Source organism: Streptomyces niveus (genome assembly GCF_001723055.1).
Taxonomy (GTDB): domain Bacteria; phylum Actinomycetota; class Actinomycetes; order Streptomycetales; family Streptomycetaceae; genus Streptomyces; species Streptomyces niveus.
On record NZ_MDCR01000102.1, the window covers coordinates 1 to 17,023 of the forward strand.

At 70.3% G+C, this 17,023-nt stretch carries 16 protein-coding genes; 8 read left to right on the forward strand and 8 right to left on the reverse strand.

The annotated features are described in order from the left end of the window. From BHU15_RS13720 to BHU15_RS13735, 4 genes are all read left to right on the forward strand, one after another. Positions 1–763: sugar phosphate isomerase/epimerase family protein (locus BHU15_RS13720; protein WP_069627439.1), on the forward strand; the 763-nt coding region annotated here is incomplete at its 5' end. Between the two features lie 125 nt (positions 764–888). Continuing rightward, on the forward strand, positions 889–4,167 hold the full coding sequence (locus tag BHU15_RS13725; protein WP_069627440.1) for a PQQ-dependent sugar dehydrogenase: 3,279 nt from the start codon (positions 889–891) through the stop codon (positions 4,165–4,167). Positions 4,168–4,402: 235 nt separating this feature from the next. Beyond that, positions 4,403–5,575, forward strand: a complete 1,173-nt coding sequence (locus BHU15_RS13730) for an ROK family transcriptional regulator (protein WP_069627441.1) — start codon at positions 4,403–4,405, stop codon at positions 5,573–5,575. Between the two features lie 139 nt (positions 5,576–5,714). Beyond that, positions 5,715–6,071: a PRC-barrel domain-containing protein gene (locus tag BHU15_RS13735; RefSeq protein WP_069627442.1), complete on the forward strand. Its 357-nt coding sequence runs from the start codon at positions 5,715–5,717 to the stop codon at positions 6,069–6,071. Between the two features lie 39 nt (positions 6,072–6,110). Here the strand turns inward: BHU15_RS13735 and BHU15_RS13740 are convergent, their stop codons facing one another. The 4 genes from BHU15_RS13740 to BHU15_RS13755 form a co-directional block, all read right to left on the reverse strand. Then, positions 6,111–6,566, reverse strand: coding sequence for a nuclear transport factor 2 family protein (locus tag BHU15_RS13740; protein ID WP_069627451.1), 456 nt, complete (start codon positions 6,564–6,566; stop codon positions 6,111–6,113). Between the two features lie 80 nt (positions 6,567–6,646). Continuing rightward, the gene (locus BHU15_RS13745; RefSeq protein ID WP_435897010.1) at positions 6,647–7,513 is read right to left on the reverse strand and encodes a serine hydrolase; all 867 of its coding nucleotides are present in this window, start codon (positions 7,511–7,513) and stop codon (positions 6,647–6,649) included. Positions 7,514–7,642: 129 nt separating this feature from the next. Then, a complete protein-coding gene (locus BHU15_RS13750) occupies positions 7,643–8,347 on the reverse strand; it encodes a chitinase (protein WP_069627444.1) in 705 nt (234 codons plus the stop codon). Between the two features lie 203 nt (positions 8,348–8,550). Further along, positions 8,551–9,696 carry a winged helix DNA-binding domain-containing protein gene (locus BHU15_RS13755; protein ID WP_069627445.1) on the reverse strand — a complete coding sequence of 382 codons (1,146 nt, stop codon included), beginning with the start codon at positions 9,694–9,696 and terminating at the stop codon, positions 8,551–8,553. A 155-nt stretch (positions 9,697–9,851) separates the two neighbouring features. Here BHU15_RS13755 and BHU15_RS13760 point away from each other — a divergent pair, with 155 nt between their 5' ends. The 4 genes from BHU15_RS13760 (at position 9,852) to BHU15_RS13775 (ending at position 12,252) form a co-directional block, all read left to right on the forward strand. Next, positions 9,852–10,472, forward strand: a complete 621-nt coding sequence (locus BHU15_RS13760) for an L-threonylcarbamoyladenylate synthase (RefSeq protein ID WP_023543731.1) — start codon at positions 9,852–9,854, stop codon at positions 10,470–10,472. A 133-nt stretch (positions 10,473–10,605) separates the two neighbouring features. Then, positions 10,606–11,205 (forward strand): sulfite oxidase-like oxidoreductase, encoded by a 600-nt coding sequence (locus tag BHU15_RS13765; protein WP_069627446.1) that lies wholly within the window; start codon positions 10,606–10,608, stop codon positions 11,203–11,205. Further along, complete coding sequence (locus BHU15_RS13770; protein WP_069627447.1) at positions 11,175–11,936, forward strand: ferredoxin reductase; 762 nt, start codon at positions 11,175–11,177, stop codon at positions 11,934–11,936. The genes BHU15_RS13765 and BHU15_RS13770 overlap by 31 nt, the downstream gene beginning before the upstream one ends. A 1-nt stretch (position 11,937) precedes the next feature. Then, on the forward strand, positions 11,938–12,252 hold the full coding sequence (locus BHU15_RS13775; RefSeq protein ID WP_069627448.1) for a DUF6510 family protein: 315 nt from the start codon (positions 11,938–11,940) through the stop codon (positions 12,250–12,252). A gap of 7 nt (positions 12,253–12,259) precedes the next feature. On the opposite strand, the gene mmsB is transcribed toward BHU15_RS13775, so the two are convergent. The 4 genes from mmsB to BHU15_RS13795 all read right to left on the reverse strand — a co-directional run. Further along, positions 12,260–13,456 carry a multiple monosaccharide ABC transporter permease gene (gene mmsB, locus BHU15_RS13780; RefSeq protein WP_069627452.1) on the reverse strand — a complete coding sequence of 399 codons (1,197 nt, stop codon included), beginning with the start codon at positions 13,454–13,456 and terminating at the stop codon, positions 12,260–12,262. 5 nt (positions 13,457–13,461) lie between these two features. Beyond that, positions 13,462–14,982, reverse strand: a complete 1,521-nt coding sequence (gene mmsA / locus BHU15_RS13785; protein ID WP_069627449.1) for a multiple monosaccharide ABC transporter ATP-binding protein — start codon at positions 14,980–14,982, stop codon at positions 13,462–13,464. Between the two features lie 26 nt (positions 14,983–15,008). Beyond that, positions 15,009–16,115: a multiple monosaccharide ABC transporter substrate-binding protein gene (gene chvE, locus BHU15_RS13790; RefSeq protein ID WP_069627453.1), complete on the reverse strand. Its 1,107-nt coding sequence runs from the start codon at positions 16,113–16,115 to the stop codon at positions 15,009–15,011. 18 nt (positions 16,116–16,133) lie between these two features. Beyond that, positions 16,134–17,023: hypothetical protein (locus tag BHU15_RS13795; protein WP_069627450.1), on the reverse strand; the 890-nt coding region annotated here is incomplete at its 5' end.

Genomic DNA, 17,023 nt, shown 5'->3' on the forward strand with positions numbered 1-17,023 from the left:
CGTCCTGCCCGAGCTGGCCCGGATCGGCTACAAGGAGATCGAGTTCGCCGGCTACACCCAGAACACCTCCATCCTGGGCCGGCAGATCACGCTCCAGGAGATCCGCACGCTGCTCGACGACAACGGGCTGACCGCGGTCGGCAGCCACGTCGGCATCGGCAACTTCCGCTCCAACCTCCAGGGTGAGCTGGACGCCGCGCAGATCCTCGGCATGCCGCACGTGGGCACCGCCAACGCGCCGACGAACGTCAACACCGTCGCGGGCTACCGCGCCGCCGCCGACGAGTTCAACGTCTGGGGCGCCGCCGCGACCGCGCGCGGTCTGAAGCTCTACCAGCACAACCACGCGGGCGAGTTCGCGTTCGCCACCGACCAGCCTTCGGTCCGGCTGTACGACGTGTTCCTCAAGAACACCGACCCGCGCCATGTCTATCTGGAGCTGGACATCTACTGGGCGTACGTGGGTCAGTACCGCTGGCCCGGATTCGACCCGGCGGCGTACGTGCGCAACCAGCCGTACCGCTACCCGCTGTTCCACATGAAGGACGGCGACGCCAACTCGGCGAACGCCAACGGCTTCGACATCGTCGAGTTCGGTGCCGGAGACCTGCCGTACGAGAAGTTCGTCCGTGACATCGGGCCGCGCGCCTCGCACGTCGGCATCTGGGAGCAGGACACCGCGCCCAACACGCAGCCCAATCCGCCCGGTTCGCTCGGCGCGGCTGAGCGCAGCTTCACCGCGCTCAAGGGACTCCTCGGCTGAGCCGAGCCTCCCCCGGGGGACGGGCCGGGCGCCTCCGCGCCGCGCGGGGGACCCGGCCTGTCCCGTCCGCTCCTTACCGCCAGCGATCGAGGAGACGTAATCCCGTGCACCGCACCCTGAGACGCATGATCACAGGGGTCCTGCTCGTGGCACTGCCCGCCCTGGGCGGTGTGGCCGTCGCGCCCGCCGCCCAGGCGCACCCGGGCCACGAACACGCCCTGGACTGGTCGAACTACGAGAAGACCACCCTGACCAAGGACACCGGCGAGCCGATCGACCTCGCCGTGCTGCCCGACAGCCGTGTCCTGCACACCGCCCGCAACGGCGACGTACGGCTCACCGACCCCGGCACCGGGGTCACGAAGGTCGTCAACCATCTCGACGTGTACCAGAACTCCGAGATGGGGTTGCAGACGGTCACGCTCGACCCGGACTTCGCCACCAACAAGTGGGTCTACCTCTACTACTCGCCGCCGCTGAACACCCCGGCCGGCTCCGCGCCGCAGACCCTGCCCGCCGGTCAGACCGACGCGTACTGGAAGCAGTGGGAGGGGTACGACACCCTGACCCGCTTCAAGTGGACCGGCGACAAGCTGGACCTGTCCACCGCCCAGGAGATCATCCGGGTCGACGCCAACCGCGGCCAGTGCTGCCATGTCGCGGGTGACGTGGACTTCGACAGCAAGGGCAATCTGTACCTCGCGACGGGCGGCAACACGCCGGCGTCCGGCCCGAACGTCAACGGATACACGCCGATCAACGACGCGGCCGGCTACAACCCGGGTCTCGACGAGCGCCGTGGCGCCGGCAGCACCAACGACCTGCGGGGCAAGATCCTGCGGATCAACGTGCAGGAGGACGGCAGTTACACCATCCCGGAGGGGAACCTCTTCGAGCCGGGCACGGCCAAGACGCGTCCCGAGATCTTCGTGATGGGTCTGCGCAACCCGTTCCGGCTGGCGGTGGACCAGAAGACGGACGCCGTGATGTGGGGCGACTACGGCCCCGACGCCGGCACCGCCGACCCGAACCGCGGGCCGATGGGGTACGTCGAGTGGCAGACCACGACCAAGCCGCTGAACGGCGGCTGGCCGTACTGCACGGGTGACAACACCAAGCCCTACCGGGACTTCGACTTCGCCACCCTCACACCGGGCCCCGCCTTCGACTGCGCGAAGCCGGTCAACGACTCGCGCTGGAACACCGGTCTGACCGAGCTGCCCCCGTCCGCGCCGGCCACGCTCTGGTACGGCGACAAGGACAGCGACCAGCCGTGGCCCGAGCTGACTGCCTTCCGCGGTCCCGGCGGTCCGGGCGGCCAGGCCCCGATGGGCGGTCCGGTCTACCACTACGACGCGGACAACCCGTCGCCGGGCAAGTTCCCCGAGTACTGGGACGGCAAGGCGTTCTTCGCGGAGTTCTCGCAGGACTACGTGGCCGCGTTCACGCTCGACGGGCCCGACGGTCCGGTGAGCAAGCTGGAGAACGTGCTGCCGAACAGCGAGCGCGCGCAGAACGGCATCCCGCAGTGGGACAACCCGATGGACCTGGAGTTCGGCCCGGACGGCGCGCTCTACGTCCTGGACTACGGTGACGGCTTCTTCCGGCAGAACCCCGACGCGGGTCTCTACCGGATCGACTACGCCGAGGGCAACAAGGCGCCCACGGCCGTGATCAAGGCCGACAAGACGTCCGGCCAGGCCCCGCTCACGGTCTCGTTCAGCGCCACCGGGTCCAGCGACCCGGAGAAGGGTGAACTCACCTACCAGTGGGACCTCGACGGCGACGGCACCTTCGACGCCACCGGGCCGACGGCCTCGCGTACGTATCCGGACAACGGGCAGTTCCAGGCCCGGCTCAAGGTCACCGACCCGCAGGGCAAGTCCGGACTGACGAGCCGTCAGATAACCGTGGGCAACACGGCTCCGACGGTGAAGATCACCTCGCCGCCGGACGGCGGGTTCTTCAACTGGGGTGACGCCGTGCCGTACGGCATCGCCGTCGACGACCCGGAGGACGGCACCACACCGGACTGCGCCAAGGCCGCCTGGACCTTCGGTCTCGGGCACAACCAGCACGGGCACCCGGTCAACAGCGGCACCGGCTGCACGGGCGGCGTCCTGACGCCGGCCGACGCGGGCCACGGCGACACCGAGAACGTGTTCGGCGTGCTCGGCATCACCTACACCGACAAGGGCGCTGGCGGCGTGCCGCCGGCCACCGGTGACGCCCAGGTGGTGCTCAACCCGGCGCTGATGCAGGCCGAGCACTACGACTCCGCCGAGGGTGTCACGATCACCGACGACACCACGGCGTCCGGCCAGCGCAAGCTGACCTCGTTCGACGCCGGTGACTGGATCGCGTACGACCCGGTGTCGTTCGCCGGGATCAACGGGGTCAAGACCCGGGCGAGCGGCGCCGGTTCGCTGGCACTGCGCTGGGGATCGGCGGACGCGGAGCCGTTCGCGACGGTGCAGGTACCGGCCGGTGAGGGCTGGCAGACCGTCACCACCGCGCTGGACAAGGCACCTTCGGGGACCGGCGAGGTGTTCGTGACCTCGTCCGGCGGTGTCGAGCTGGACTCGCTGACCTTCCAGGGCGCGGGTGTCGCGGACAAGACCGCTCCCAAGGTGACCGCCACGCTCAACCCGCCCCGGCCCAACGGTGACGACGGCTGGTACACCAGCAACGTGTCGCTGTCCGTGGCGGCGACCGACAACGGGACGGTGGCCAGCCGTCAGTACTCGATCGACGACGGGGCCACGTGGCAGTCGGCCAACTCGGCCGTCACCCTGTCCAGAGAGGGTGCCACGACCGTCCGTTACCGTGCGACCGACAACGGCGGCAACGTCTCCGACGTGGGCTCGCTCACCGTACGGATCGACCGCACCGGTCCCACGGTGACGGCGACCGGTGTCGACGCCGACGGTGTCTACGGGGACTCCAAGCGACCGGTGCCGGTGTTCTCGGCGACGGACGCGGTGTCCGGCGGGGCGACCGTCACGGCGACGGTGGACGGCAAGGCCGTCAGCTCCGGCCAGGCGCTCGAACTGTGGCGGCTGCCGCTGGGGAACCACGACCTGACGGTCAGGGCCCGCGACAGGGCCGGGAACGTCACCACGAAGACGGTGGCCTTCACCACCCGTACCTCCTACGCGGACATCCGCGCGCTGATCACCCAACTGCGGGCCGACGGCCTGATCACGGCACAGGGGCAGCAGCGGCTGACCGTACGGCTCGGGCAGGCCGAGGCACACGCCGACGCGGGCCGCACCAGTCAGGCCGCGTCGGTACTGGAGTCGTTCGCCGGCTACACGGCCGACAAGGCCCTGGTGCCGGACGCAGCGGCGGGCGCGGCCCTGGCAAGGGACGCGCGGGCGCTGAAGGGAGGCGCCACCGGCTGACGCCGGGACCGACAGGGCTGCCCCGCTGCCACGCCCCGCTCTCAACGGCGGGGCAGTCCTGTGTCCGGATTCGGCTCCGTCGCGGGGGCGGAGTCGAGTTCCGTCAACAAGGCGGCAACTTTCGGCCTTCTGTGAAAAAGTTGCCGGGAGCCCCCTGTGTACCGCCGGTACGCCCGTGCTCCGCCCCGCGACACCTCCCCGAAGCTGTCCGCAGGCGTCCAGAGGAAGTGAGTCCGTGAACATCCAGTACCGCGTGTTGAGTCTGCTGCGTGACAACGGTCCGCTGTCCCGCGCCCAACTCGCGGACCGGCTGGAGGTTCCGCGCCCACGGCTGCTCGGCGAACTCGACCGGATGGTCGCCGCCGGGCGGGTCAGCGAGGCGGGCCCCGCCGCGTCGCGCGGCGGTCGGCGCTCCACCCTTGTCCAGCTGGATCCGGGGCTGCGGTTCGCCGCCGTCGATCTGGGCGCCAGCTCCGTCGACATCGAGATCACCGACGGCGCGCTCGCTCCGGTGGCCGCCCGCTCCGAGCCCGTCGACATCCGCTCGGGCCCGGTGGCCGTGCTGGGCCGGGTCAGCGAACTCCTGCGCGCGATGGCCGACCAGGGGCACTACACCCGGCTCGACGCCATCGGCATCGGTCTGCCGGGGCCGGTGAGTTTCCGCGAGGGCGTCCCCGTCTCGCCGCCGATCATGGTGGGCTGGAACCGCTTCCCCGTACGCGACACCCTCGCCCGCGCGCACGACTGCCCCGTCGTGGTCGACAACGACGTCAATGTGATGGCCCTCGGGGAGCAGCACAGCGGGGTCGCCTCGACCGTCGACCATCTGCTCTTCGTGAAGATCGGCAGCGGTATCGGCTCGGGCATGCAGCACCACGGCCGTATCTACCGGGGCGCGGAGGGCTGCGCCGGCGACATCGGGCACGTCCAGGTGGAGGCCGAGGCGGACGGCCCGGTCTGCTCCTGCGGGAACACCGGCTGTCTGGAGGCGTACTTCGGCGGGGTGGCCCTGGCCAGGGACGCCACCGAGGCCGCGAAGTCGGGCCTGTCGCCCGCGCTGGCCGAACGGCTCGCCGAACGGGGGGTGTTGACCGCGCTGGACGTCGCTCAGTGCGCGGACGGCGGCGACAACACGTGCGTCACGCTCATCCGGGCGGGTGGCCACCGGGTGGGTCAGGTGCTCGCCACCCTGGTCAGCTTCATGAACCCGTCGATGATCGTGATCGGCGGGGGGCTGACGGGGCTCGGCTATCCGCTGCTCGCCGAGATCCGCAGCGTGGTCTACAAACGCTCGCTGCCCCTGGCCACGGGCAATCTGCCGATCGTCATGTCCGAACTGGGCCCGCGCGCGGGAGTGGTGGGCGCGGCGCTGCTCGCGAGCGAACTCAGCTACGGCGAGGAGTCCTGAGGGGGCCCTGCGGGGCTCCGTACGGCCGTCCCGAGTGGCACCCCGGCCCGCGGTCGGCGACCATGACCGGAGCCGGGCAGGGCAGGGCAGTCGCACGGGTGCGCCCTATCGCGAGGGCCGCCGGAGGAGGAGAGCCGACATGATCAATTCCGTGGACATCCGCGAATGGCGTGGCCATGACGTCCTCGACTCCGACGGGCGCAAGATCGGTTCGCTGGAGGCGATCTACGTCGACACCCGTACCGACGAGCCGTCCGTGGCGACCGTCACGGTCGGTCTGCCGACCCGGCACCGTCTGGTCTTCGTCCCGCTCGCGGGAGCCGTCGTGGGGCCGGGCTACGTCCGGGTCGGGTACTCGAAGACGGCCGTGAGGGACGCGCCGTCGATGGGCACCGACGACGTTCTGCCGGCGGAGGACGAGAAGGCGGTCTTCACCCACTACGACCTGCCGTACGCGCCGGGCCCCAGCGGTGAGCGCCAGCTCGCCCGCCGCTGATCGGCAAAACGCCCCGGTCCGCCGAACGCCCCGGTCCGCTCAGGGCAGCCGCGTGAGGTCGGCGACGGCCCCGGTGTCCCAGTAGAACGGCCGGACCTCGGCGATCCGGCCGTCCGTGACGGTGATCGTCTGGAGGATCGGGAAGGCCAGCTCACGACCGGTGGCGCGGGCACGGGCCCGGATCCGGGTGAGGACCACGGCGGGTCCGCCCGTCTCCCCGGTGGCGAGGAATTCCTGTTCCACCATGTCGAAGGACTCCCACACGCCGCTCATCGCGGCGAAGAACCGCTCCATGCCCTCGTGACCGCGCCACGTTCCGCCGTACGGCAGGGCGTCGGCCTGGTGCAGTACGACGTCGGGCGAGAAGAACGGCGCCAGTGGGGCGAAGGAGGCCGCGCCGGGCCCGCCCGCCGCCAGATACTCCGCCTCGGCGGCGTACATCCCGGTGAGAACGGTGAGCGGGTCGGCCGTGGCGCCGGTGGCTGGTTTCGTCATGCCCCCGAGCATGATCAGTCGCGAAGAGCCTCGCTGGCGGTCATCGGACATCGAGTACGGCCGGCCCGGCGTCTCGCGGGCTACTCCGCCTTGACGAAGGCCTTCACCGCCGTGGCCGCCGCCCGCTCCACCAGGTCGACGCCGGTCTTGTAGGTGGGCTGTCCGTCCGACAGGACGGCGACGAGCAGTGTCCGGCCGCCGTACTCGACGCGCCCGATGCTGTTGACGTCCCACAGGTCCGTCCCGCTGCGCGGCAGCCAGCCGTTCTTCAGCGCGGGCCCGCCGGCCGAGCCCTTGCCGTCGTCGGCGGCGGATATCCCCCACCGCTGGTCCTTCTCGACCGTGCTCATCAGCGACCGCAGATAGGCGCGCGACTGCGCGGTCAGCGGGGAGTGGCCGTCACCGAGGACGGCCTCCAGCAGCACCATCTGGTCGGCGGCCGTCGTGCGGGTCAGGCCCCAGTGACCGTCCGGATCGCCGTGGGTGGCCTTCAGGCCGAGGCGCTTGTTGGCGGCGTCGAGGCCCTTGGTACCGCCGATGTCCTTCCAGAGCGCGTCCGTCGCGGCGTTGTCGCTGCTGCGGATCATCGCGGTGGCCAGCTTCTGCTGCTTCGCGGTGAGGGGGGCTCCGCTGTCCTGGGCGTCGAGCAGCAGGGTCGCGAGGATGTCGACCTTGACGATGCTGGCCGTGTCGTAGGCGCCGGTGCCGCCGTACACGGCGGCTGCCCGGCCGTTCAGGTCCTCGACGGCGACGGTGTAGCGGCCGTCACTCTTGGGGAGCGCGTCCAGCGCCTTGCGCATCGCGCCGTCGACACCGGCCGGCGGCGCGGCGACGGAGTCCGCGGCGTTGACGGACCGGGTCGGCTTGTCGGACGTCTGGGCCACGGCGAACGCCCCGCCCGACGCCGTGACGGCGACGGCGAGCGCGACTGCGGCCAATTGCGGCACCCTGCGGTTTCGAAGCACAAACCGGACATTAGGCAATACGGTCGGCCGGGGGCAACGTGCGTAAGGTCACACGGACACCGCCGTCCGACCCGGCGAAGTGCCTGGTCGGACGGGGTGTCGGCGGCCGCCTCAGCAGGTCAGACCGCGGCCCGGTGTGGTCCGCAACACTCGCGTGAACTGCTTGTAGAGCTCGACCCGGTGTTCCATCTGCGCGGGGTTGCCGCCGTTGCACTCGGCGGACCCGTTGAGGCTCCAGATGGTCTGCCCGAAGCCCTTCTTGTTCACCATGGCGTCGTGCCCAGTCATGGTGCCGGGGCCGGACTGGGTGTTCCAGTACCAGAGCGCCGTCATCCAGGCCACGGCCGGATCGGTCTCGACGAGCCAGGGGTTGTTCAGCAGGTCGAGGCCCAGCGCGTCGCCGGCCGCCTTGTAGTTGAAGTTCCAGCTCAGCATGATCGCGCCGCGCCCGTAGTACGCGTCGCGCCCGGCCGGGCAGCCGTAGGGCTGGGTGTCGTCGCAGAAGATCGGATACATGTCGGGGTTCTGCGACACGACGTAGAACAGCCCGCCGGTCTCGTGGCTGATGTTGGCGAGGAAGGCCGCGGCCTCCTGCTTGCGGATCGTGCGGCTGCCGGTCCGCGCGAATGCGGGGTACGCCTCGGTGGCCTCGACGAGACCGTCGTACGTGAAGAACGGATCCCGGTCCGGGAACATCCGTTCGAACTGAGCCTCGCCGACGACGAATCGCGGCGCGTGGTGATCGCCGCGCGCCTCGCCCGCGGCGGCGGGGAGCGCGGAGACGAGCAGTCCGCAGACCAGCAGCAGGGCGGCCATGACGGCCGTGGTGCCTCTTTTCAACACTCTGGCTTCACTCCTGAACGGTGTGGGGTCGTTCACGACGGAACGGCGCCCAACTGCCTTTCGGGAGAGCGCAGTTACGCGGACACCGCCGCGCAGAGGCTACGGGCAGCGACCCCTCCGAGGAAAGGTCCATACCAATTCTTTGAAGAACGGGGACACCAGAACTCGCCATGCCGTCACGCCCCCGGCAGCACCCGGACCTCCGCGCTCGGCGGCAGCTTGGCCCACCAGTGCCCGTAACGGCTGTAGACCCCGGCCTCCCGGCCTGCGAGCAACGCCGTCAGCGACCGGGCCTCGGCGGCGAGGCCCGCCCAGGTCTCCTCGGAGAGCGGGTGGAAGGCCCGCGCCTCGATCCCCTCCGCGACCGGCCGCCAGACCCCGGCCATATACCCGTCGACCAGGAGCGTCGGCAGCACGTCGCCGTTGATCCGGATGGCGAGCCTGCGGTAGTCCGGCGGCAGGATCCGGCTCCGGTCGGCGTAGGCCAGCAGCGTGCTGTCCCACATCGCCATCAGGCGGGGCGGCGCCGGCGTGTCGCCGTCCGGACGCGGCGCGCCCGGCACGTCGTACAGCTCCACGCCGTCCGGCCCCGCCAGCACGTCGAGACCGCCCGAAAGCACCTTAAGGGCCTCTCGTACGCGCCCCCGCTGGACCAGGGCGAACTGCGCCATGTCCGCCACCGAGGCCGGGCCGAACCCCTCCAGATAGCGCACTATCAGCCTCGCCAGCGCGGCCCCCGACGCCTCCTTGTCCCGGAGCCCCGACCAGGCCCCCGCGGCGACGTACGACGGCCGGGGGCCGAAGGACCACGGCGTCCCGGTCGGTACGTGCAGCAGCGGCGCGTACCCCCGCAGCCCGCGCCACGCCCCGGGGCCGGGCGGGGCGCCCAGCCGCTCCCCCAGCCACGCCTCCAGCTCGGCGGCGGTCCGCGGCCGGTCCGCGTGCCCCAGCAGGGCCGGGACGAGCGCGTCGGCGTCGTCGAGGGTGAGCCCCGTCGCCGTGAAGCGGCTGTCGAGTCTGCCGCCGCGCAGCGTCGGCTCCACGGCCTCCCGGAACGTCCGGTGGTCGTCCGCGTGGACGGCGTGCAGGGTGATCCGCATCAGCGTCGCCTTCACCACCTCGTAGCCGGTGAAGGCGGCGTCGAGGGCGGCCGGGTCGAAGTCGGTGGTCCTGTTCCACAGCGCGAGGTACGGGGATGCCGCCTGCTGGGCCTGGAGGGCGACGACACGGCGGACGGCCTCGGCGACGCCGAGCGGCTCGCGGCGCAGGAGGAGCTGACGGGCGAGGGTGGAGCGGTTCAGCTCCTGTGCGGTGATCTTCACCCGGGGATTCTCCCGCCGCGGGACCCGCGAACGCCACCGACGGTTGCCGCCGGCAACCAGCCGGGACGTACAGCCCGCGTCGTATCGCCGGTCGACCGGGGAGCCGGGCGTCGCGTGCGAGGCGGGATCGGTCGGACACGGCCTAAGCTCGGCCAATGGCCAAGTATTTCGACGTACATCCCGAGAACCCCCAGCGGCGCACCATCACCAGCGTGGCCGAGAGCATCAGGTCCGGCGCGCTCATCGCCTATCCGACGGACTCCTGTTACGCGTTGGGCTGCCAGCTGGGCAGTAGGGACGGCATCAGCCGGATCCGGTCCATCCGGAATCTCGACGACCGTCACCACTTCACGCTGGTCTGCCAGAACTTCTCGCAGCTCGGCCAGTTGGTGCAGATCGACAACGACGTGTTCCGCGCCATCAAGGCGGCGACGCCCGGCAGTTACACGTTCATCCTCCCCGCGACCAGGGAGGTGCCGCGGCAGCTGCTGCACCCGAAGAAGAAGACGGTCGGAGTCCGGATCCCGGACCATGTCGTCGCCCAGGCGCTGCTCGCGGAGCTGGGTGAGCCGCTGCTCTCCAGCACGCTGCTCCTGCCGGACGACGGCGAGCCGATGACCCAGGGCTGGGAGATCAAGGAACGGCTCGACCATGTGCTGGACGTCGTGGTCGACTCGGGCGACTGCGGCACCGAGCCGACCACCGTCATCGACTTCTCCGAAGGCGAGCCGGAGATCGTACGCAGGGGCGCCGGCGACCCCGCGCGGTTCGAGTAGCCGGGCCGGTGCACCGGGCGGCGCCGGACCCCGGCCGGTCTCGCGTCGCCGCCCCGGTCCCGCGCGTCTAGGCTGGTCTGAGGCTGTTCGGACCGTGCTCCCGACCGTCCGGGCGGAGGAAGGAAGTCCCGCCATGGCGATCATCTCGCGCGGGTTCCACGGCCGAAGGCCCGCTCCCGGCCGGAATCTGCCGCCCGGACAGTACGAGGTCCATGACTTTCCGGTCCTGTCCGCCGGGCCCACCCCGCATGTGACGCACGACGAGTGGGAGTTCACCCTCACCACCGAGACAAGCGCCCGGCACACCTGGGACTGGGCGGAGCTGATGGCGCTGCCCGCCGAGACGCCGACGGTCGACCTCCACTGCGTCACGAAGTGGTCGAAGTTCGGGACGCACTGGGAGGGGGTCTCGCTCGACACCCTGCTGGCCGACGTCGAGACGGCCGCCGACTTCGCTCTCGTCCACTCCTACGGCGGGTACACGACCAACCTCCCGCTGGCGGACCTGCTCGACGGGCAGGCGTGGATCGCCCACCGCTACGACGGCGAGGAGCTGGCCCCGGAGCACGGCGGCCCCGCGCGGCTGCTCGTACCGCACCTGTATCTGTGGAAGTCGGCGAAGTGGGTGCGCGGGATCGAGCTGCTGCTCGACGACGAGCCGGGGTTCTGGGAGGGCCTCGGCTATCACTCCTACGGTGACCCGTGGCGCGAGCAGCGGTACCAGGGCGACTAGCGCCGCCCCGGCCGCTGCGCTGGCTGGTCGCCGAGCTGGTCGACCGCCGGGCGGAGTCCCGGACGGCCCGGACGCTGGTGTTCGACGTGCCCGGCTGGCCGGCGCATCTGGCGGGCCAGCACGTCGACGTACGGCTGACGGCGGAGGACGGGTACAGCACGCAGCGCAGCTACTCGGTGGCGTCCGCGCCGGACGGTGACCGGGTGGAGCTGACGATCCAGCGGGTGGCGGACGGTGAGGTGTCGCCGTATCTGATGGACGTGATGGAGCCCGGCGACCGGGTGGAGCTGCGCGGCCCGATCGGCGGCTGGTTCGTCTGGCGGCCCGAGCAGGCCGAGCCGGTGCTGCTGGTGGGCGGCGGCTCGGGGATCGTGCCGCTGATGTCGATGGTGCGCACGCGTGGCGCGGTGGGCGGGCACGCGCCGTTCCGGCTGCTCTACTCCGTACGCGAACCGGACGACCGGCTGTACGCGCCCGAACTGCTGCGCGGGGAGCCCGGCCTCGACACGGAGTATCTCTACACCCGCGCCGCGCCGCCCGAACACCCCAGGCCGGTCGGCCGGTTGACGGCCGAGGACCTGGTGCGGGGCGGCTGGCCCGCCGACCGGCGGCCGATGTGTTACGTGTGCGGGCCGACGGGCTTCGTCGAGAACGCCGCGACGCTGCTGACCGCCCTGGGCCACGACCCCGACCGGATCAGGACCGAACGCTTCGGCCCGAGTGGAGGATGACATGGACACCGACCGCACCAGCGCGCAGGGGACGTACGAGGAGTACGAGACGGCGTACGAGGACGGCAACACCCTGGGCGGCCCGCTCTCCGAGATCTTCGCCGTCGACCTGACCGCCGCCGTCGGCCGGTGCGCCGGGTGCGGCGCCACGGGTCCGCTGGCCCGGCTGCGTGTCTACGACCGGGCACCGGGTCTGGTGGCCCGGTGCCCGGACTGCTCGCGGGTGGTGCTCCGGCTGGTCCGGGGACCGGACACCGCGTGGCTGGACCTCCAGGGCGCCGCCTCGCTCGCGATTCCCCTCGGCGGGCGGGGCTGACGGTCCGTCAGGCGCCCACCCTGCGTTTGTTCCAGACGTCGAACCCGACGGCGGCCAGCAGCACCAGTCCCTTGATGACCTGCTGGTAGTCCGTGCCGATACCGACCAGGGACATGCCGTTGTTGAGCACACCGAGGACGAGTCCGCCGATGACCGCGCCGAGTACGGTGCCGACGCCGCCGCTCATCGAGGCGCCGCCGATGAACGCCGCGGCGATGGCCTCCAGTTCGAAGTTGACGCCGGCCTGCGGGACACCGGCGTTGAGGCGCGCCGCGTAGACGATCCCGGCGAGCGCCGCCAGTACGCCCATGTTGACGAAGACCAGGAAGGTGACCCGCCGGTCCTTCACACCGGAGAGTTTGGCCGCCGCCCGGTTGCCGCCCAGCGCGTACACGTGGCGGCCGACGACCGCGTTGCGCATGACGTAGCCGAAGCCGATGAGCAGCGCGGCGAGCAGGAGCAGGACGACGGGGACGCCCCGGTAGCTCGCGAGTGTCATGGTGAAGGCGAGGACCGCCGCGGCGAGTGCCACGCACTTGGTGACGAAGAGGCCCCGGGGCAGGACCTCCAGGTCGTACTCCTTCTGGCGCCCGCGGTCCCGGAACTCCTGGAGCAGCGCGAAGGCGAGCAGTGCGAGACCCAGCAGCAGTGTCAGATTGTGGTAGTCGGTGGCCGGTCCGATCTCCGGGAGATAGCCGGTGGAGATCTTCTGGAAGCCCTCGGGGAACGGGCCGAGCGAGCGTGAGCCGAGGAAGATCTGTGTGCCGCCCCGGAAGAGCAGCATCCCGGCGAGCGTGACGATGAACGACGGGATGCCGACGTACGCGATCCAGAAGCCCTGCCACGCGCCCGCCACCGCGCCGATGGCGAGACCGAGTACGAGCGCGAGGACCCAGGGGATGTCGTGCTCGACCATCATCACGGCACACGCGGCCGAGACGAACGCGGCGAGGGAGCCGACGGAGAGGTCGATGTGACCGGCGATGATGACGATCATCATGCCGATGCCCAGCACCAGGATGTAGCTGTTCTGGAGGACCAGGTTGGTGACGTTGTTGGGCTTGAGGAGTACGCCGTCGGTCCATATCTGGAACAGCACGACGATCAGCGCGAGCGCGACGAGCATGCCGTACTGCCGCATGTTGCGCCGCGCCGTGTCGAGCAGCAGTTGGCGGGTGGTGGCGGGAGCCGTGCCGTCGCCCATGTGGTTCACCTCGTGTTCCTGGTCATGTGGCGCATGAGCACTTCCTGGGTGGCGTCCGCGCGCGGGATCTCGCCGGTGAGCCGGCCGGCCGCCATGGTGTAGAGGCGGTCGCACATCCCGAGCAGCTCCGGGAGTTCGGAGGAGATGAAGACGACGGCCTTGCCCTGCGCGGCGAGTTGGTCGATGACGGTGTAGATCTCGTACTTGGCGCCGACGTCGATCCCCCGGGTGGGCTCGTCGAGCAGGAGGATGTCGGGACCGGCGAAGATCCACTTGCTGAGGACGACCTTCTGCTGGTTGCCGCCGGAGAGCCGGCCGGCCTGTTCGAAGACGGTCGGTGCCTTGATGTTCATGCCGCGGCGGTAGGACTCGGCGACGCGGGTCTCCTCGTGTTCGTCGACGATGCCGCGCCGTGCGACCTTGTCCAGGGCGCTGAGGGTGATGTTGCGGCCGATGGTGTCGATGAGGTTGAGCCCGTACTGCTTGCGGTCCTCGGTGACGTACGCGATGCCGTGTGCGACGGCATCGGGGACGGTCTTCGTGCCGATCTCCCGGCCGTCCTTGAGGACGGTGCCGCTGATGTCGCGGCCGTAGGAGCGGCCGAAGACGCTCATGGCGAGTTCGGTGCGGCCCGCGCCCATCAGACCGGCGATGCCGACGATCTCGCCCCGTCGGACGTGGATCGAGACGTTGTCGACCACCTTGCGCTGCTGGTCGATCGGGTGGTGCACGGTCCAGTCGCGGATCTCCAGCGCGGGGTGCGCCCCGGGATCCCCCTCGTACGGGGTGCGTTCGGGGAAGCGGTGGTCGAGGTCTCGGCCGACCATCCCCCGGATGATGCGGTCCTCGGTGGTCGCCGCGTCGTGGACGTCGAGGGTTTCGATGGTGCGGCCGTCGCGGAGGATGGTGACGGAGTCGGCGACCTCGGCGATCTCGCCCAGCTTGTGCGAGATGATGATGGAGGTGATGCCTTGCGCCTTCAACTCCTTTATCAGGAGCAGCAGTTGGGCACTGTCCCCGTCGTTGAGCGCGGCGGTCGGCTCGTCGAGGATGAGCAGCCTGACCTTCTTCGCGAGGGCCTTCGCGATCTCCACCAGCTGCTGTTTGCCGACGCCGATGTCGGCGACCCGCGTCTGCGGATGTTCGGCGAGTCCGACGCGTTTGAGGAGCGCCGTGGCGTGCCTCAGCGTCTCGCCCCAGCTGATGATCCCGTGCCTGGCGTGCTCGTTGCCGAGGAAGATGTTCTCGGCGATGGACAAGTACGGCACCAGGGCCAGTTCCTGATGGATGATCACGATGCCGCGCGCCTCGCTGGCGCCGATGTCCTTGAAGGCGCAGGGTGCGCCCTGGAAGAGGATCTCGCCGTCGTAACTGCCGTGCGGATGAACCCCGCTGAGGACTTTCATCAGCGTGGACTTGCCCGCCCCGTTCTCCCCGCAGATGGCGTGCACCTCCCCCGGCGCGACGTTGAGCGTGACGTCGGAGAGTGCCTTGACGCCGGGGAAGGTCTTGCCGATCGAGCGCATCTCAAGGACGGGTGCGGCGGGTGCGCTCACTTCAGGTCACTCGCCTTGATGTAGCCGGAGTCGACCAGGACGGACTGGTAGTTGGCCTTGTCGACGCTGACCGGGTCCAGCAGGAAGGCCGGGACGACCTTCTTCTCGTTGTCGTACGTCGTGTCGTCGTTGACCTCGGGCTTCTTGTCGTTCAGTACGGCGTCGGCCATCTGCACGGCCTGCTTGGCCAGCGCGCGGGTGTCCTTGTAGACGGTCTGGGTCTGCCGTCCGGCGACGATCGACTTGACGGAGGCGACCTCGGCGTCCTGGCCGGTCACGACCGGGTACGGCTTGGCGGAGGTGCCGTAGCCGTCGGACTTCAGGGCGGACAGGATGCCGATGGAGATGCCGTCGTAGGGCGAGAGCACGGCGTCGACGTCCTCGGAGCCGTACGACTTGGTGAGCAGGTCGTCCATCCGCCGCTGCGCGGTACCGCCGTCCCAGCGCAGTGTGGTGATCTGGTCGAGCTGCCGCTGGCCGCTCCTGACGACGAGCTGCTTCTTGTCGATGTACGGCTTGAGGGTCTTCCAGGCGCCCTGGAAGAAGTAGCGGGTGTTGTTGTCGTCGGGCGAACCGGCGAACAGCTCGATGTTGAACGGGCCTTCGCCGCCGCCGTCCTTCAGCCCGAGCTTGTCGATGATGTACGTGGCCTGGAGGACGCCGACCTTCTCGTTGTCGAAGGAGGCGTAGTAGTCGACGTTCGGGGTGCCGAGGATGAGCCGGTCGTAGGAGATGACCTTGATGCCCTGGTCGGCCGCCTGGCCGAGTACGTCGCCCAGCGCCCGGCCGTCGATGGAGGCGACGACGAGCACGTCGACACCCTTGGTGATCATGTTCTCGATCTGGGAGACCTGCTGGTCGACGTCGTCCTCGCCGTACTGGAGGTCGGTCTTGTAGCCCAGCTTCTCGAACTCGGCGACCATGTTGCGGCCGTCGGCTATCCAGCGTTCGGACGATTTGGTCGGCATCGCGATGCCGACGGTGGAGCCCTCGCCGCCGGTCCTCTCCTTCTTGCTCCCGCCCTCGCCGCTCTGGCCGCAGGCGGTCAGCGAGAGGGCGAGCGAGGCGACGACGACGGTGAGTGCGGCGCGGCTGGTGCGCATGGTCATCAGTCCTTGTCCTTAAGGAAGCGAGAAACGGTTGAGCGGTCCTGGCAGGCGCGAGCCGAGCGGCGACATGCCGCCGTCGGCGCCGTGCCGGGCGAGCAGGTCGAGTACGAGCCGGCCGCGCCGTACGCGTTCGCGTGCGGTGGCCAGGGTGAGGTCGCGCAGATGGCGCCCGTACGGGTAGATGCCGGGCGCCTTGGCGAGACCGAACTTCAGGTAGAGGGGCGCGCCGCGCCGGATCAGCTGGGCGGCCTCGTACATCCGCACATAGCCTCCGAGGTCGTCCGGCGCCTCGATGTAGAGGTCCATCGGGGCGCGGCTGGCGCGGCGGATCTCGGTGAAGTGGGCGAGCGCGAGGTCGGAGGGGATGTTGAGGGAGTCGGCGCCCAGTCGCTCGTAGACGGCGTACGAGGCGGGGTTGACCGGCCCGATGAGCGCGGACACCTTGAGCGTGGTGTCGGCGGGCAGCACACCTCGGGTACGCAGCCGGTGCAGCGACCAGAGGACTCCCTCGTCGGCGACGAGCAGGCACCTGACGCCCAACTCGGCGGCGCGCAGGGCGTCTTCGACACTGCCGGCGAGCGCGTCGTGGCCTCGGGCGCGCAGTCCGGCGCCGCCGGAGTCGGTGCGGGTGGCCGCGCCGATGTCCCAGGTGCCGCGCGGGCCGGTGAAGAGGCACAGTTCGATGTCGCGTTCGGCGCAGGCACCGGCCATCTCGGTGATCTCGTCGTCGCTGAGCATCCAGACGCCGCTGCCCTGGCTGACGCGGTGGACCGGCACGTCGAGCCGGGCGGATTCCGCGAGGACTTCGGCGAGTGCTTCGGGGCCTTCGACGGAGGGGATCTCGGTGCGCCAGGTGCCGCCGTCGGGGAAGGTGTGGGGGGACGCGTCGGCGGGGTGGTCGT

What these genes read in the sequence shown, in the direction of transcription:
- BHU15_RS13725 (WP_069627440.1), top strand. Translation starts at nt 889, where the DNA reads ATGATCACAGGGGTCCTGCTCGTGGCACTGCCCGCCCTGGGCGGTGTG.
- BHU15_RS13735 (WP_069627442.1), top strand. Translation starts at nt 5,715, where the DNA reads ATGATCAATTCCGTGGACATCCGCGAATGGCGTGGCCATGACGTCCTC.
- BHU15_RS13740 (WP_069627451.1), bottom strand. Translation starts at nt 6,566, where the DNA reads ATGACGAAACCAGCCACCGGCGCCACGGCCGACCCGCTCACCGTTCTC.
- BHU15_RS13750 (WP_069627444.1), bottom strand. Translation starts at nt 8,347, where the DNA reads ATGGCCGCCCTGCTGCTGGTCTGCGGACTGCTCGTCTCCGCGCTCCCC.
- BHU15_RS13760 (WP_023543731.1), top strand. Translation starts at nt 9,852, where the DNA reads ATGGCCAAGTATTTCGACGTACATCCCGAGAACCCCCAGCGGCGCACC.
- BHU15_RS13765 (WP_069627446.1), top strand. Translation starts at nt 10,606, where the DNA reads ATGGCGATCATCTCGCGCGGGTTCCACGGCCGAAGGCCCGCTCCCGGC.
- BHU15_RS13775 (WP_069627448.1), top strand. Translation starts at nt 11,938, where the DNA reads ATGGACACCGACCGCACCAGCGCGCAGGGGACGTACGAGGAGTACGAG.
- mmsB (WP_069627452.1), bottom strand. Translation starts at nt 13,456, where the DNA reads ATGGGCGACGGCACGGCTCCCGCCACCACCCGCCAACTGCTGCTCGAC.
- mmsA (WP_069627449.1), bottom strand. Translation starts at nt 14,982, where the DNA reads ATGCGCTCGATCGGCAAGACCTTCCCCGGCGTCAAGGCACTCTCCGAC.
- chvE (WP_069627453.1), bottom strand. Translation starts at nt 16,115, where the DNA reads ATGCGCACCAGCCGCGCCGCACTCACCGTCGTCGTCGCCTCGCTCGCC.